Here is a 15,129-nt window from a genome sequence, read left to right as displayed (position 1 = left end):
CGCGCAAGCCGCTTGACGGCGGACCCCGGTCGCCGCTAGGGGCACGGCCTTCGCGGCGATCGTAGCTCAGTTGGTTAGAGCATCGGTTTGTGGTACCGAGGGTCGCGGGTTCAAGTCCCGTCGATCGCCCCATTTCATCCCATCCAATCCACGGCAATCGCTTTTGACTGGCCATCGGCCGTCAATAACAATATTGCGCGGGCCGGTAATTTTCGGCTGTGCGTGATGGAGCGACCATGACCTCCGTGTGGGACTATCCCGATTTCGACGCCCATGAAGGGCTGCACCTGTTCACCGACCCGGCATCCGGGCTGAAGGCGGTGATCGCGGTCCATTCGACCGCGCTCGGGCCGGCGGCGGGGGGCGTGCGCTTCTGGCATTACGCCGATGATTCGCGCGCGGTGACCGACGCGCTGCGGCTGTCGCGCGGCATGAGTTACAAGAACGCGATGGCGGGGCTGGAGCTGGGCGGCGGCAAGGGCGTCGTGCTGGCCCCGGCGCCGGGCGCGGTCATCACCGAGGCGCAGTTGCAGGCGTTCGGCCGCGCGGTCGAATCGCTGGGCGGGCGCTATGTCACCGCCGAGGACGTCGGCATGTCCGAGGCGCGGATGAAGGTGATCGCGCAGCATACGCGCTACGTCTCCGGCCTGCCGGTGGCGCAGGGCGCGGCGGGCGGCGATCCCGGGCCGTACACCGCGCACGGCGTCTATCTGGGCGTGAAGGCGGCGGCGAAGCGCGGGCTGGGCACCGACGACATGAAGGGCGTGCGCGTCGCCATCCAGGGCACCGGATCGGTCGGCGGCGGGCTGGCGCGGTTGCTGGCGAAGGACGGCGCGGTGCTGACCATCGCCGACGTCGATCGCGCACGGGCCGAGGCGCTGGCGGCGCAGATCGGCGCGAGCGTCGCCGCGCCGGAGGCGATCCTGTCGACCGACGCCGATATCGTCAGCCCCAACGCGCTGGGCGCGATCCTGACCGAGACGAGCATCGCGCAGCTGAAGGCACGGATCGTCGCGGGCGGCGCCAACAACCAGCTGGCCACGCGCGAGGACGGGCGGCGCCTGCACGAGGCGGGCGTGGTCTATGCCCCCGATTACGTCATCAACGCGGGCGGGATCATCAACGTCGGGCTGGAATATCTGGGCCATGGCGACGAGGCCGAGGTGATGGCGCGGATCGCGACCATCCCCGGACGCCTGGACCAGGTGTGGGACGAAGCGGCGACGACGGGCGATCCCACGGCGGACGTCGCCGACCGGATCGCACGGCGGCTGATCGGGCGATAGAACGCAGCTGCAACAGACGGGGTGACGCGCGCGCCGGCTTGGCTTATCGATCCGGTTCGTGGCGACCCTTCATGCCTTGGCCAATCCCGCGCGCTTCCTGCGGATCGCGCGACCGCTGACCCCGATCCTGTGGTGGATGGGGGCGGCGCTGATCGCGTTCGGATGCTGGGCGGGGCTGACGCAGACGCCGCCCGACTATCTGCAGGGCGAGACGGTGCGCATCCTGTACATCCACGTTCCCGCCGCGTGGCTGGGGATGGGCGGATGGAGCGGCATCGCGATCAGCAGCATCGTCTTCCTCGTCTGGCGGCACCCGCTGGCGGCGGTGGCGGCGCGCGCGATCGCGCTGCCGGGTGCGGTGTTCGCCGCGATCTGCCTGGTCACCGGGTCGATCTGGGGACGGCCGACCTGGGGGACGTGGTGGCAGTGGGACGGGCGGCTGACGTCGATGCTGCTGCTGTTCTTCGTCTATCTGGGCTTCATCGCGCTGGCCAAGGCGGACCGCGAGCGCGGCGGCGACGGGCGGATCCCGGCGCTGTACGGGATCGCGGGCACCGTGCTGCTGCCGATCATCCGTTATTCGGTGGTGTGGTGGAACACGCTGCACCAGGGGGCGAGCATCGGGCTGACCGGATCGTCGATCGACCGCGCGCTGCTGTGGCCGCTGCCGTTCATGCTGCTGGGGTTCAGCGCGCTGTTCGGCGCGATCGTGCTGATGCGGATGCGCGCGATGCTGGCGATCGCCAAGGCGGAGGCGCGGATGCAGCGGCGCGCGCGCGCATGAACCAGTGGGCGTTCGTCATCGCGGCCTATGCCGTGACGCTGGCGGGGACCGGCATCGTCGGCGCGCTCGCCTATCGCGCGATGCGGCAGGCCGAGAAGTGACCGCCAAGAACCAGCGGCTGATGCTGGTCGTGCTGGCGCTGGCGGCGCTGGGCGCGGCGGCGGTGCTGGCACTGTCGGGGCTGAAGGATCAGGCGGCGTTCTTCTACGCCCCCTCCGACGTGGCCGGCGGGCTGCCCGCGCCCGACAAGGCGGTGCGGCTGGGCGGGATGGTGCAGAAGGGGTCGATCCGCCGCGCGGCCGACGGCGTGTCGATTGCGTTCGTCGTCACCGACGGGCGCGCCACGACGCCGGTGACGTTCAGCGGGATCGCCCCGGACCTGTTCCGGGAGGGATCGGGCGTGGTGGCGGAGGGGCATTTCCGCCCCGATGCCTCGTTCGCGGCGACCAACCTGCTGGCCAAGCATGACGAGAAATACATGCCGCCGCAGATGGCGGGCAAGATGCACGAGACGACCACGCTGAAGGACACGCGCTGATGGGGTTCGTGGCGCTGGCGGTGCTGGGCCTTGCCGCGTTCGGCGCGATGTGGTGGCTGAAGCTGGATCGCGCCTTGTGGTCGACGGTCGGCGCGGCGCTGTTCCTCGGCGCGATCGGCTATGCGTGGCAGGGGCGGCCGTTGCTGGCGGCGGCGCCGGTGCAGCATCGCGCGACCACCACCGCGATCGTCCCCGACGAGATCGCGATGCGCGACATGCTGTTCGGCCGCTATACGCAGGACAGCGCCTATATCATGGCCGCGGATGCGATGACGCGCAGCGGCGACAGCAGCGCGGCCGCGCGCGCCGTGCTGGGCGGGCTGTCGCGACTGCCGCGCAGCTTCATGCTGTGGACCTGGGCCGGCGTGACGCTGTCCGCCGATGCCGACGACCAGATGACGCCGCCGGCGCTGCTGGCGTTCCGGCAGGCGGCGCGCCTGGCACCTGACCATCCCGCGCCGCCATATTACCTGGGGCTGACCTACATCCGCGCCGGGCAACTCGCGCCGGCGCGGGCGGCATGGACGCGCGCGCTGGCGCTGTCGCCGGAGGGTGCGGACTATCGCCGCGAGATCGCGATCCGGCTGGCGGTGCTCGACCGGCTGATCGCGCTGCAGCGCGACGCGCGCTGAGGCGGCGGAATCAGCGCCCCCGCCCGGTCTGTTCCTGCAGCGCGTCGATCCGTTTCGATGCGTCCGCCTTGGTCAGCCCGTCATCGAACGGCTCGCCCGCTTCCTCGCTCAACGTCTTGAGATAGCTGGCCTGCGCGCCGGTCATCGGCTCGTCCCCGGTGGTCCAGTCGGCCGGATCCTTCTCGGCATTGGAGAAGGGTTCCGCCTTCGGATTGTGCGTGTCGGTCATCCTGTATCCTTTCGGTGACACAACCCCGGTGTTTACCATATGTTCCGCGTTGCAGCCGCCCGGCCATGGTGCTAGGCGCGCCTTTATGATGGGGACCTCAGCGGGCGAGAACGCCGTGGGCACGGTCGGCAACTCCGGTTCCTGTCGGAACGGGGCGTGAGCGACGTCGCCCCCGCGGGCACGGCGGATCCGGCCCAGCCGTCCGCCCCGCATCATCACGGCCAGCGCCAGGGACTGGCCGGGCTGGCGATCGGCGCGATCGGCGTCGTCTATGGCGATATCGGCACCAGCCCGCTGTATGCGATGAAGGAAGTGTTCGTCGGCCACCATCCGCTGGCGGTCGACCAGCTGCACATCTTCGGCGTCGTCAGCCTGATGTTCTGGTCGCTGATGCTGATCGTGACGCTGAAATACGTCCTTATCATCCTGCGCGCCGACAATAACGGCGAGGGCGGCAGCCTGGCGCTGCTGGCGCTGATCCAGCGGCGGTCGGGTGCGGCCGGCGGCAAACGATGGGGGCCGAGCCTGGTGATGCTGGGCGTGGTGGCGACCGCGCTGTTCTTCGGCGACTGCATGATCACCCCGGCGATTTCCGTGCTGTCCGCGGTGGAGGGGCTGGCCACGGTCGAGCAGGGGTTCGATTCGTTCGTGCTGCCGATCGCAGTGACGATCCTGATCGCCCTCTTCTATCTCCAGTCTATCGGCACCGCGAAGGTCGGGCGGTTGTTCGGCCCGATCATGATCCTGTATTTCATCGTGCTGGCGGTGATGGGCGTGATGCACATCGCCGAGCGGCCCGACGTGCTGTGGGCGCTGAACCCGGCCTGGGCGGTGCGCTTCGCCGTGACCGACGGAAAGCTGGCGTTCCTGGCGCTGGGCTCGGTCGTGCTGGCGGTGACCGGGGCGGAGGCGCTGTACGCCGACATGGGGCATTTCGGGCGCAAGCCGATCTCCTACGCCTGGCTCGGCTTCGTCCTACCCGCGCTGATGCTCAATTACCTGGGGCAGGGTGCGCTGCTGCTGGAAACGCCGGCGGCGGCGCAGAACCCCTTCTTCCTGATGGCGCCGGAGGACTGGCGCCTGCCGCTGGTCATCCTGGCGACGATGGCGACAGTCATCGCCAGCCAGGCGGTCATCACCGGCGCCTATTCGGTGGTGCAGCAGGCGGTGCAGCTGGGGCTGATGCCGCGCATCCGCATTACCCACACCAGCGCGTCCGAAGCGGGGCAGATCTATATCCCCGCCGCCAATTGGGCGCTGATGGTGATGGTGCTGCTGCTGGTGTTCGGCTTCGGCGAATCGTCCAACCTGGCCGCCGCCTATGGCATCGCGGTGACGGGGACGATGTTCATCTCCACCTGTATGGTCGGCGTGCTGATCCGGCGCGTGTGGCACTGGCCGATCTGGGCGGTGGCGCTGTTCGAGCTGGTGTTCCTGACCATCGACGGGCTGTATTTCGCATCGAACCTGACCAAGGTGCCCGACGGCGGCTGGTTCCCGCTGTTGGTGGCGGTGATCGTGTTCGTGCTGCTGACCACCTGGTCGCAGGGGCGCAAGCTGATGCTGGAGCGGATGCGCGAGGCGGCGATGCCGATCCGCATCTTCATCGATTCGGCCGCCAGCAGCGCGACGCGCGTGTCGGGGACGGCGGTGTTCATGACGTCGACGCCCGAAGGCGTGCCGCACGCGCTGCTCCACAACCTGAAGCACAATCGCGTGCTGCACGAGCGCGTCATCCTGCTGACCGTGCGGGTCACCGACATGCCGTACTTCCCCAGCGACGACCGCTTCCTGCACGAGGACCTGGGGCAGGGGTTCCATCGCGTGATCCTGCGCTACGGCTTCATGGAGGAGCCGGACGTGCCCGCGAACCTGAAGTCGTTCGACGGATGCGGGGCGGCGTTCCGGATGATGGACACCAGCTTCTTCCTCAGCCGCCAGACGCTGCTGGCGTCGGAGCGGCCGGGGATGGCGATCTGGCGCGAGAAGCTGTTCGCCTGGATGCTGCGCAACGCCGAAAGCGCGATGGAATTCTTCCGCCTGCCGACCAATCGGGTGGTGGAGCTGGGCAGCCAGATCGAGATTTGAGCGGCGTTCCGGCTCCGATCCCCGCCCCGATCATCGTCACCGCGCTGTTCGGGGCGAAGGACCAGGCGTTCTTCGATGCCGAGCGGCGCGCGCATTTCCCACCGGAGCGCAACCACCTGGCCGCGCACCTGACGATGTTCCACCATATCCCGCCTGGCGTGCTGGACGAGCTGCACCGGCGGCTGACCGACGCAACGCGCGGCGTGCCGGCCCCGGCGGCGCGGCTGGCGGGCGCGTTCTCGCTGGGGCGCGGGGTGGCCTATCGCATCGACAGCCCGGAACTGGCGGACATCCGCGCGCGGCTGGCCGATGCGTTCCACGGCCTGCTGACGCCGCAGGACCAGGCGGGGTGGCGCGCGCACGTGACGATCCAGAACAAGGTCGATTCGGCGGTGGCCAGGGCGCTGCTGGCACAGGTGCAGGCGCGGTTCGCGGCGCGTGCCGTGGAGATCGCCGGGCTGGCGGCATATTGGTACCGCGGCGGGCCGTGGGAGTTGATCCGTCGTTATCCGTTCACCGCTTGACCGCGCCGCTTTTGCTTTCTGTCGCTGCGCCAGATCCTTCAAAGCGATCAAGCCAATCATGGGGATGTCCGCACCCATGAAAGGCGAAGCCAACGGCGAAAGGCAAGCCGAGGATCAATATACAGGATAGCCAGGATCTCTGCGACCGAGGTGCGAGCTTCACCACGGCGACGATCATTCCAGCGATATTCATGGGTGGGCTCCTTCTTTAAGTGAGCCGCGCCTACAGTGCATTGAGAGGTGGGATTACGGCGGATGTTTCTGGCCATCCACAGCTTGGTCGAGAACGACGTTCACCGCTTGACCGCGCCGTTCCGGCTGCTATAGCCCGCGCCTCACGAGCGGTTCGGCGCTCCCGCAGATGCGGTGAGGCGGAGTAGCTCAGCTGGTTAGAGCACGGGAATCATAATCCTGGGGTCGGGGGTTCAAGTCCCTCCTCCGCTACCAACCGCTCGTGACATTCCATCGCCATCGACGATATGATGCCGCCGTCACTGGGGGGAATGCGATGATGTGGATGATGGCGCTGGCGTTGCAGGCGGCGACGGTCGCGCCGCCGCATTGTCCGCTGGATGCGCGCTACGATCCGGACAATCCGTTCGCGCAGATCCTGGCGGGCAAGGCGCCGGCCAGCATCGTGGCGGAAACCCCGGACATGATCGCGCTGATCCCGATCGCGTGGGAGCGCCCCGGGCACGTGCTGGTCATCCCGCGGCGGGCGGTGCGCAATCTGGACGACATGACCGCGACCGAGATGGCCGACGCGCTGCTGCTCGCCCGGCGCATCGCAGCGGCCCAGCGGCGCGCGTTCGGCAATAGCGGCTATATCATCCAGCAGAACAACGGGGGCGGCGCGCAACATGTCTGCCACGTCCATTTCCACGTGATCCCGAACACCCCGGTGGAGAAGGTGGAGCACGCCACGCCGGCGCAGATGCAGGCGATCGCGCAGCGGATCGTCGGTGCGTTGAAGGCAGATGCGGCACTGCCGGAGCATTAGGTTGCATCGAGCTCTCTCCGTGCGCGCCAGATGCGGGATCGCGCCGGATTGAGGGGTAGATGATTGCCCGTATCAGTAGTGGCGTCCGGTGTTCCTCGATGCAGCTCCGCGACCTTGCCAATAAATTCGTACAAGCCTGGCGAGTAAAATTTTTCAATAAAAGCTTTCATATTGCTCCGCGCTGTCTCATCGATCGCCCCATCGCGCTTCTTTAGGTCGCAATCCGGCTTGAGAGGATCGATGACGAGTTTGCAGTATAGAGCAATACTGACCAGGTGTTCACCGAAACGAGCGTCGCTCAGATCATCGGAAGGCTTTTTTTCACCGGCCTTGGTTTGTTTGCGAGACCGTGCGCGGAACCGAGAAGAATAACGGTCGGGTTCGGTCTTGAGATCGCTTAGGCGCGGGTCGCTGTAGATCAGGTTCAATGCGTTGCAGAAATCGTCGAAGCACGAACGATAGAGATATCGTTTTCGATTGCTCATCCAGTCCGGGGGGCGTTCGACCGCGACGCTTGCTACGAAGTCTGTCCAGTTCATCCTGATCTCACGGGAGCCGAGGAGATATGCGTAACGCGCCGGTACGCAACCCCAACCGCCGCGCCAGTCCAACATGCGGCAGACCAGATCGATTTCCTCGGTCGCGATCATCCGGCGTAGTTCGTCGCCAATAAGTGAGGATCGCCGCCATTGCAGATCGCGTGCATATTGGTCCCGCGCCATCCATGCTTGGATGGCTGCAAAGACCAGCGCCAGACCGGCCACGACGGCCGATGCCGCGGGGATCACGACTGCCGCGTCGGAAAGCGAGGGGGGATCGCTTTTGACGTAAACGTTTGCGTCAAGCTTTCCGCCGCTGGCGCCAGTGATAGACAATCGGCCCTGTCGCACGTCCACGCTGACGGGGGCGGGGCGGTGAGCAGGAGCCGACGGCGCGCGTAGTGTTGGCAACGATGATCCCCCGATCGGGGCAGCCGCCGCGCCGCCCGTCGACAGATCATCGTTGCTGGCTGATACAGGTCAAGCGCGTCGCAAGCGATTTTGTAGCTAAGCCGCCACCCCGAACAAATCATGTTCGTCGGCGTCCTCGATCGTCACCGACACGATATCGCCGGGCGCCAGATGGCCCGCGTCGCGCAGGTGGACCTCGCCGTCGATCTCGGGCGCGTCGGCCTTGCTGCGGCCGGTGGCGCCGCCGGTGTCGGCGTCGACCGCGTCGATGATGACGTCGAGCGTGCGGCCGACCTTGGCGGCCAGCTTCGCCGTGGAGATGGCGGCGGTGCGCTCCATGATGCGGGCGTAGCGTTCCTCCTTCACCTCCTCGGGCACCGGATCGGGCAGCGCGTTGGCGGCGGCGCCTTCTACGGGTTCGAAGCGGAAGGCGCCAACGCGGTCGAGCTGCGCCTCGTCCAGCCAGTCGAGAAGGTACTGGAAATCCTCCTCCGTCTCGCCGGGGAAGCCGACGACGAAGGTGGAGCGGATGGCGATATCCGGGCAGACCTCTCGCCACGCCTTGATCCGGCCGAGCACCTTGGCGTCGTTGGCGGGGCGCTTCATCCGGCGCAGCACCGCGGGCGCGGCATGCTGGAATGGAATGTCGAGGTACGGCAGCACCAGCCCCTCCGCCATCAGCGGGATCACCTGGTCGACGTGCGGATAGGGATAGACGTAGTGGAGCCGCACCCACGGCGCGATCCGCCCCAACTCGCGCGCCAGATCGGTCATGTGCGGGCGGACTTCCGCGCCCTTCCACATCCGCGGCTGATCGCGGATGTCGATGCCGTAGGCGGACGTGTCCTGGCTGATGACCAGCAATTCCTTGGTGCCGGCGGCGACCAGCTTCTCCGCCTCGCGCAGGATCGCGTCGGGGCGGCGGCTGACCAGATCGCCGCGCAAGGACGGGATGATGCAGAAGGAGCAGCGGTGGTTGCAGCCCTCCGAAATCTTCAGATAGCTGTAGTGCCGCGGCGTCAGCTTCAGCCCGGCATCGGGGATCAGATCGACATAGGGACTGATCGCGACGGGGGCGGCGGCGTGGACGGCCTCCACCACCTGTTCGTATTCGTGTGCGCCGGTGATGGCGAGCACATCCGGGAAGCGCGCGCGGATCGCCTCGGCTTCCTTGCCCATGCAGCCGGTGACGATGACGCGGCCATTCTCCGCGATCGCCTCACCGATCGCCTCCAGCGATTCCTCCTTGGCGGAATCGAGGAAGCCGCAGGTGTTGACCAGCACCACGTCCGCGCCGGCATAATCGGCCGACATCTGATAGCCGTCGGCGCGCAGCTGGGTCAGGATCCGTTCGCTGTCGACCAGGTTCTTGGGACAGCCGAGCGAGACCATGCCCACGCGGGGCGGAGAGGGAAGTTGCGTTGCCATGAGATCGCGCGGACATAATGCGGGACGGGCCGATTTGCCAGCATCGCGTGTCGGGCGATAGGAGCGGGGGTGAAACGGCGATGATGGGGCGACGATGCTGGCAGTGGGTTTGATGTCGGGGACGTCGCTGGACGGGATCGACGCGGCGCTGATCGAAACGGATGGCGAGGCGCAGGTGCGCGCGGTGGCGTTTCGCGGGGAGCCGTTTTCCGACGCGGCGCGCGCGCAACTGGCGGAGGCGACCGCGCTGGCGCTGGCGTTCGAGCGTCCGCGCGCCAGCCCGCCCCTGGTGGCGGCGGAGGAGCTCATCACGCGCACGCATGTGCTGGCGGTGCAAAAGCTGCTGCGCGATGCCGGGGTGGCGGCGACGGACGTCGGCGTGATCGGTTTCCACGGGCAGACGGTGGCGCATCGCCCCGACCGGCGTTGGACCTGGCAGATCGGCGACGGGCAGGCGATGGCCAACGTGACCGGCATCACCACCGTCGCCGATTTCCGCAGCGCCGATGTGGCCGCGGGCGGGCAGGGGGCGCCGTTGCTGCCGGTCTATCATGCCGCGCTGGCAGCGGGGCTGCACAAGCCGGTGGCGGTCCTGAACCTGGGCGGGGTGGCGAACGTCACGATGATCGGCGCGGATGGCGAGCTGGCGGCGTTCGATACCGGCCCGGCCAACGGGCTGATCGACAGCTGGATGGAGCAGGAGACGGGCGAGCGGTTCGACCGCGATGGCGCGCTGGCGGCGCAGGGGCAGGTCGACCAGGGCATCCTGACCGCGATGCTGGACCATCCGTTCTTCGCCGCGCCGTATCCCAAGTCGCTCGACCGCAACGATTTCACGATTCAGCCGGTGCGCGGCCTGTCCGCGGCGGACGGCGCGGCGACGTTGACCGCCTTCACCGCGGCGACCGTCGCGGAGGGGTTGCGGCTGCTGCCGCAGGCGCCGCGCCGGTTGCTGGTGGCGGGAGGCGGGCGGCTCAACCCGACGCTGATGGCGATGCTGGCGCAGCATACCGGGCTGACGCCGGAGCCCGTCGATGCGCTGGGGTGGAACGGTGACGGGCTGGAGGCGGAGGGTTTCGCCTATATGGCGGTGCGCACGCTGAAGGGACTGCCGATCAGCTTCCCCGGTACCACCGGCGCGCCGCAGGCGATGGCGGGCGGCACGGTGTTCAGGCCGAAGGGGTGATCGTCACCGTCGCGGGGTGATGCTTGTCCAGATACTTGCGGATGCGCTTCACGTTGCGGGTGTTCGAGCGGTAGAACAGGTCGGCGGCGTCGCCGATCAGCGGCACCGCGCCCAGCATCGCGTCGAAGCCGACGCGCGCGGTCATCGCCATCACCGCCGCGCGCCCCATGCCCAGGTTGCGCGCCTCCCACACGATCCACATCCCCATCGCGGCGGCGGCCAGATCGCCGACGACGGGAACGAGGCCGATGATCGCATCCAGCCCGACGCGGCGGTTGAGGCCCGGGACGACGAACATCCCCTCCAGCAATTGCTCCATCGCCTCCACGCGGCGGCGCACCGACGCAGGATCGCGGCCGGTGGGCAGCGTGGAGAGGATCGAGCCGCCAAGCGGCGTGGGACGCGCGTTCATTCCCGTTAATTGGTATCGGCGCGCAGCCGGTTCAACGGGTGCCAGGCGCGGGCATTGCCCTGCCACTGGCGCAGCCGCAGCGCGACCAGCGACCAGCGGAACGGCCGCGCGAAGGGGATGAAGGCGACGTCGGCGGCCATCGCGGTATCGGCGGCGGCGATGGCGCGGGCGCGATCGTCCAGCGTCGGGGCCACGCGCGCGGCCTCGATCGCGGCGCGTGCCGCGTCCGAACAGGCGACGCACGCCTCCGCGAGGTACCAGCGCGCGCTGTCATAGGGGGCGACGCGGTCGATCCAGATCAGGTCGGCGTCCGGCGCATCGAGCGGCACGCGCACCGGGCGGATGCCGATCGCGAACAGGTCGCGCGCGATGCGACCCCATAGCAAGGTTCCGCCGGGTCCGCCGGGCAGCGCGACGGTGACGCTCGGGACGCCATTGGCGGCGCGCCACGCCGCGACCTGCGCCTGCGCCGCGGCGACGCGCTGGTCCGGCGCAACCAGCGACCAGGCGGGGAGCGCGGGGGCGGTCGCCGAATCGAGCTGTTCGGGCAGGATCGTCTCGCGCATCGTCCAGTCGGGCGATACGCCGGTGCCGATGTCGGCGCGGTCGAACGCCTGCGCCAGCGCGGCGCGATGCGCGGGATCGGCGAGGAAGCCGGTGCGCCGCGCCACCGCCAGCCCGGCCAGCCCGGCGGCGGGATCGATGCGGACGTTGGCGGGGCCGGCGCCGGCGGCCTGGACCAGCGGCCAGTCGGACAGCGTGCCGCCGGTCACCATGTCCGACGATCGTTCGACGAAGCGCAGGATCGCGGTGGCGGCACGCTCGCCGCGCAGCCGCACATTGTCCTCCGGCGCGGGGCCGTCGTCGTCCGGGTCGCGATCCGGATCGGGCGCGGGCGTCAGCAGGATGGCGTCGTCACCAAGTGTGCGGGAGCGGAACGGGCCTGCCCCGGCGCGCGGGCGAGCGCGGACCAGCGCCATTTCCGGCTGGGCGAACAGTTTGAGCAGATCGGGGCGCGGGCGCGACAGTTCGACCTCGATCACCTCGGGCGTCATTTCCACGATGCCGGTGATCGCGCTGAGGTAGGGCGCAAGCGGGTTGCCGGAAGTGGCAGACGTCTGCCGCCGCAGCAGGGCGACGACCTCCGCCGCGCGCACCGGCGCGCCGTCCGCCCATTGCGCGCGGCGCAGGCGGAAGATGTAGCTCATGCCGTTGTCGGTGACGATCCAGCGTTCGGCGATCCCCGGTTCGATCTGACCGGCGGCGTCGAAGCGGACCAGGCCTTCGGCCAGCGAATCGGTCAGCAGCCGGTCGGGGGCGGACAGCGCCGCGCGGTCGCGTGCCGCCAGTTCCGGGGTGCCGCCGATGACGCTGACGATCACCGCGCCGACATCGGGGCGGCGGCCGCAGGAGACGGTGGCCGCCAGCGCGAGCAGCGCCAGCGCGGTGCGGGCCGGTGCGCGGCGGCGGCGACGCGCGTCGATGGTGCGGACGGCGGGACTCGAACCCGCACGCCATGGGCAGAAGATTTTAAGTCTCCAGCGTCTACCGATTCCGCCACGTCCGCGCATCGCGCTCCCTCGAAGCGGTTGGCGCGCGCGGCGTCAAGCGCCGGCGTGCCGGAGGCGGCGCGCCTCAGACGTTCAGGCGGGTGCGCATTTCCTTGCCCGGCTTGAAGAAGGGCACGCGCTTGGCATCGACGTCGACGGTTTCGCCGGTGCGCGGGTTGCGCCCGGTCCGCGCATCGCGCGCGCGGGTGGAGAAGGCGCCGAAGCCGCGCAGCTCGACACGCCCGTTCGCAGCCAGTCGCAGCACGATTTCGTCAAAGAAGGCGGCAACGATCGCCTCGACATCGCGAACCGACAGTTCGGGATTCTCCGTCGCCAGCGATTGCACCAATTCCGATCGAATCATCTTCCGCTTCGTCCCCAGTACGTGACGTGTGTATCGTATAATGCTGATACAGGTAAGTTTCCCGCGGTGGTAGCGCCGGAACGACACGAAACGCGCAAAACGGGTCACTTCGCTACGCTGTTGACCGATAACGCAAAAGGGGGACCGGCATCGGCCGGTCCCCCCGTTTCGACAGCGAGTGTCGTGCGTCGCTTACTTCTTGGTGTCGCGCGCCTTCAGCGCCTCGCCAAGGATGTCGCCCAGCGATGCACCCGAATCGGACGAACCGTATTGCGCCACGGCCTGCTTCTCCTCGGCGATCTGCATCGCCTTGACCGAGAAGGTCGGCTTCTTCGAACGATCGAAGCCGGTGACCATCGCGTCGAACTTCTGGCCGACCTGGAACCGCTCCGGACGCTGCTCGTCGCGGTCGCGGCCGAGATCGGTGCGCTTGATGAAGCCGGTCGCGCCATCGTCGCCCGCCTGCACCTCGAGGCCCGCGTCGCGGACTTCCAGCACGGTGACGGTGACGACCTGGTTCTTGCCCAGGCGATCGCCAGCGCCGGCGACGACCGGACCACCACGCTCCAACTGCTTCATGCCGAGCGAGATGCGCTCCTTCTCCGGATCGATGTCGAGCACCACGGCCTGAACCGTCTCACCCTTGCGGTGCAGGTTCAGCGCGTCCTCACCCGACACGCCCCAGGCGATGTCGGACATGTGGACCATGCCGTCGACGTCGTTGTCCAGGCCGATGAACAGGCCGAACTCGGTCGCGTTCTTGACTTCGCCCTCGACGGTCGAGCCGATCGGATGCGCGGCGGCGAACGCCTCCCACGGATTGGCCTGCGCCTGCTTGAGGCCCAGCGAGATGCGACGCTTGTCCTCGTCGACCTCCAGCACCATCACGTCGACTTCCTGGCTGGTCGACACGATCTTGCCCGGGTGGACGTTCTTCTTGGTCCAGGACATTTCGCTGACGTGGACCAGGCCCTCGATGCCCGCTTCCAGCTCCACGAACGCACCATATTCGGTGATGTTGGTGACGCGGCCCGACAGCTTCGCACCGACCGGATACTTGGCGGCGGCGCCGTCCCACGGATCGCTCTCGAGCTGCTTCATGCCCAGCGAGATGCGCTGCGTGTCCTTGTTGATGCGGATGATCTGCACCTTCACGGTGTCGCCGATGTTGATCATCTCGCTCGGGTGCGCGACGCGCTTGTAGCTGAGGTCGGTGACGTGCAGCAGGCCGTCGATGCCGCCCAGGTCGACGAAGGCGCCGTAATCGGTGATGTTCTTCACCACGCCGTCGATGATCTGGCCTTCATGCAGCGACTGGATCAGGCCCGAACGCTGCTCGGCGCGGGTCTCTTCCAGCACGGCGCGGCGCGACACGACGATGTTGCCACGCTTGCGGTCCATCTTCAGGATCTGGAACGGCTGCGGGATGTCCATCAGCGGCGTGACGTCGCGCACCGGACGGATATCGACCTGCGAACCCGGAAGGAACGCCACCGCGCCGTTCAGGTCGACGGTGAAGCCGCCCTTCACGCGGCCGAAGATGACGCCTTCGACGCGCGCGGTCTTGCTGAATTCCAGCTCCAGCTTGTCCCAGGCGGCTTCGCGGCGGGCGCGGTCGCGGCTGAGCATCGCTTCGCCGTGCATGTTCTCGACGCGGTCGACATAGACTTCGACTTCGTCGCCGACCTTCAGCTCGGCCTTCTGGCCCGGCGCCGGCGCGAATTCGCGCAGCGGCACGCGGCCCTCGCTCTTGAGGCCGACGTCGATGACGGCCAGATCATTCTCGATGCCGGTGACGGTGCCGAGCACCACGCGACCCTCGAAGCTGTCGGCACCGCCGAACATGTCATCGAGCATCGCCGCGAATTCATCGCGCGAGGGAGTTGCCGCAGAGGCCATAAATTCGTTCGTCCTGTTCGTTCGTTTCCGGCCAAGCGGTTGGTTCCGCTGGTCTTGGCCAAAACGCCGCGTCCGCCCCATGCGACACGCGGCATCCATGCGAGCAGGGGTGTGAGGAAGCGGGCCGCCGATAAGCGAAAAGGCGCGAGGGGCCGTGCCCGCCGCGCCGTGCCTCCGCGAACCCCAGTCCGCCGGACCCGCGCGCCCTAGCGCAGGCGGGCGGGAAAGGCAAGGTTTTGCGGGCGCGTGCGCCGATCGC

At 68.2% G+C, this 15,129-nt stretch carries 16 protein-coding genes and 3 tRNA genes; 10 read left to right on the top strand and 9 right to left on the bottom strand.

The window, feature by feature from the left end; genetic code table 11:
- Positions 1–55 precede the first annotated feature (55 nt).
- From COA07_RS03385 to COA07_RS03365, 5 genes are all read left to right on the top strand, one after another.
- A tRNA-His gene (locus tag COA07_RS03385) sits at positions 56–132 on the top strand.
- Between the two features lie 104 nt (positions 133–236).
- Positions 237–1,286 (top strand): Leu/Phe/Val dehydrogenase, encoded by a 1,050-nt coding sequence (locus COA07_RS03380; protein ID WP_066709991.1) that lies wholly within the window; start codon positions 237–239, stop codon positions 1,284–1,286.
- Positions 1,287–1,344: 58 nt separating this feature from the next.
- Positions 1,345–2,070, top strand: coding sequence for a heme ABC transporter permease CcmC (gene ccmC / locus COA07_RS03375; RefSeq protein WP_066709994.1), 726 nt, complete (start codon positions 1,345–1,347; stop codon positions 2,068–2,070).
- Positions 2,071–2,167: 97 nt separating this feature from the next.
- The gene (gene ccmE / locus COA07_RS03370; protein ID WP_066709996.1) at positions 2,168–2,608 is read left to right on the top strand and encodes a cytochrome c maturation protein CcmE; all 441 of its coding nucleotides are present in this window, start codon (positions 2,168–2,170) and stop codon (positions 2,606–2,608) included.
- Positions 2,608–3,240, top strand: a complete 633-nt coding sequence (locus tag COA07_RS03365; RefSeq protein WP_066709998.1) for a tetratricopeptide repeat protein — start codon at positions 2,608–2,610, stop codon at positions 3,238–3,240. Before ccmE ends, COA07_RS03365 begins: the two co-directional genes overlap by 1 nt.
- Before the next feature lie 10 nt (positions 3,241–3,250).
- Here the strand turns inward: COA07_RS03365 and COA07_RS03360 are convergent, their stop codons facing one another.
- On the bottom strand, positions 3,251–3,469 hold the full coding sequence (locus COA07_RS03360) for a DUF3072 domain-containing protein (RefSeq protein ID WP_066486657.1): 219 nt from the start codon (positions 3,467–3,469) through the stop codon (positions 3,251–3,253).
- A 156-nt stretch (positions 3,470–3,625) separates the two neighbouring features.
- On the opposite strand from COA07_RS03360, the gene COA07_RS03355 reads away from it, so the two are divergent.
- Together COA07_RS03355 and COA07_RS03350 are read left to right on the top strand one after the other, a co-directional pair.
- The gene (locus COA07_RS03355; RefSeq protein WP_066710001.1) at positions 3,626–5,557 is read left to right on the top strand and encodes a potassium transporter Kup; all 1,932 of its coding nucleotides are present in this window, start codon (positions 3,626–3,628) and stop codon (positions 5,555–5,557) included.
- Positions 5,554–6,081, top strand: coding sequence for a 2'-5' RNA ligase family protein (locus COA07_RS03350; RefSeq protein WP_245841978.1), 528 nt, complete (start codon positions 5,554–5,556; stop codon positions 6,079–6,081). Before COA07_RS03355 ends, COA07_RS03350 begins: the two co-directional genes overlap by 4 nt.
- Here COA07_RS03350 and COA07_RS17690 read toward each other — a convergent pair.
- Positions 6,071–6,274, bottom strand: a complete 204-nt coding sequence (locus COA07_RS17690) for a hypothetical protein (protein ID WP_141396466.1) — start codon at positions 6,272–6,274, stop codon at positions 6,071–6,073. The two genes, COA07_RS03350 and COA07_RS17690, sit on opposite strands and share 11 nt — an antisense overlap.
- Positions 6,275–6,451: 177 nt before the next feature.
- On the opposite strand from COA07_RS17690, the gene COA07_RS03345 reads away from it, so the two are divergent.
- Positions 6,452–6,528, top strand: a tRNA-Met gene (locus COA07_RS03345).
- Between the two features lie 61 nt (positions 6,529–6,589).
- The gene (locus COA07_RS03340; protein ID WP_066710004.1) at positions 6,590–7,081 is read left to right on the top strand and encodes an HIT family protein; all 492 of its coding nucleotides are present in this window, start codon (positions 6,590–6,592) and stop codon (positions 7,079–7,081) included.
- Here COA07_RS03340 and COA07_RS17685 read toward each other — a convergent pair.
- Both COA07_RS17685 and rimO read right to left on the bottom strand, forming a co-directional pair.
- Entirely contained in the window at positions 7,078–7,977 is a 900-nt protein-coding gene (locus COA07_RS17685; protein WP_141396465.1) for a hypothetical protein, read from the bottom strand. The genes COA07_RS03340 and COA07_RS17685 overlap by 4 nt on opposite strands.
- Positions 7,978–8,127: 150 nt before the next feature.
- Positions 8,128–9,459 (bottom strand): 30S ribosomal protein S12 methylthiotransferase RimO, encoded by a 1,332-nt coding sequence (gene rimO / locus COA07_RS03335; protein ID WP_066710007.1) that lies wholly within the window; start codon positions 9,457–9,459, stop codon positions 8,128–8,130.
- A 94-nt stretch (positions 9,460–9,553) separates the two neighbouring features.
- Here rimO and COA07_RS03330 point away from each other — a divergent pair, with 94 nt between their 5' ends.
- Positions 9,554–10,645 (top strand): anhydro-N-acetylmuramic acid kinase, encoded by a 1,092-nt coding sequence (locus COA07_RS03330; protein ID WP_066710010.1) that lies wholly within the window; start codon positions 9,554–9,556, stop codon positions 10,643–10,645.
- Here the strand turns inward: COA07_RS03330 and COA07_RS03325 are convergent.
- The 5 genes from COA07_RS03325 to rpsA all read right to left on the bottom strand — a co-directional run bounded on the left by COA07_RS03325 (position 10,629) and on the right by rpsA (position 14,870).
- Positions 10,629–11,057: a DUF4112 domain-containing protein gene (locus COA07_RS03325; RefSeq protein WP_066710013.1), complete on the bottom strand. Its 429-nt coding sequence runs from the start codon at positions 11,055–11,057 to the stop codon at positions 10,629–10,631. The genes COA07_RS03330 and COA07_RS03325 overlap by 17 nt on opposite strands.
- Before the next feature lie 5 nt (positions 11,058–11,062).
- Complete coding sequence (locus COA07_RS03320; RefSeq protein WP_245841977.1) at positions 11,063–12,439, bottom strand: ABC transporter substrate-binding protein; 1,377 nt, start codon at positions 12,437–12,439, stop codon at positions 11,063–11,065.
- Between the two features lie 101 nt (positions 12,440–12,540).
- Positions 12,541–12,624: transfer RNA gene (locus tag COA07_RS03315), tRNA-Leu, on the bottom strand.
- Between the two features lie 68 nt (positions 12,625–12,692).
- Entirely contained in the window at positions 12,693–12,971 is a 279-nt protein-coding gene (locus COA07_RS03310) for an integration host factor subunit beta (RefSeq protein ID WP_066711659.1), read from the bottom strand.
- Positions 12,972–13,163: 192 nt separating this feature from the next.
- Positions 13,164–14,870, bottom strand: a complete 1,707-nt coding sequence (rpsA, locus tag COA07_RS03305; RefSeq protein ID WP_066711660.1) for a 30S ribosomal protein S1 — start codon at positions 14,868–14,870, stop codon at positions 13,164–13,166.
- Positions 14,871–15,129: the final 259 nt, after the last annotated feature.

Source organism: Sphingomonas adhaesiva, from assembly GCF_002374855.1.
Taxonomy (GTDB): domain Bacteria; phylum Pseudomonadota; class Alphaproteobacteria; order Sphingomonadales; family Sphingomonadaceae; genus Sphingomonas; species Sphingomonas adhaesiva.
This window is presented reverse-complemented; position numbering and strand designations above follow the sequence as displayed.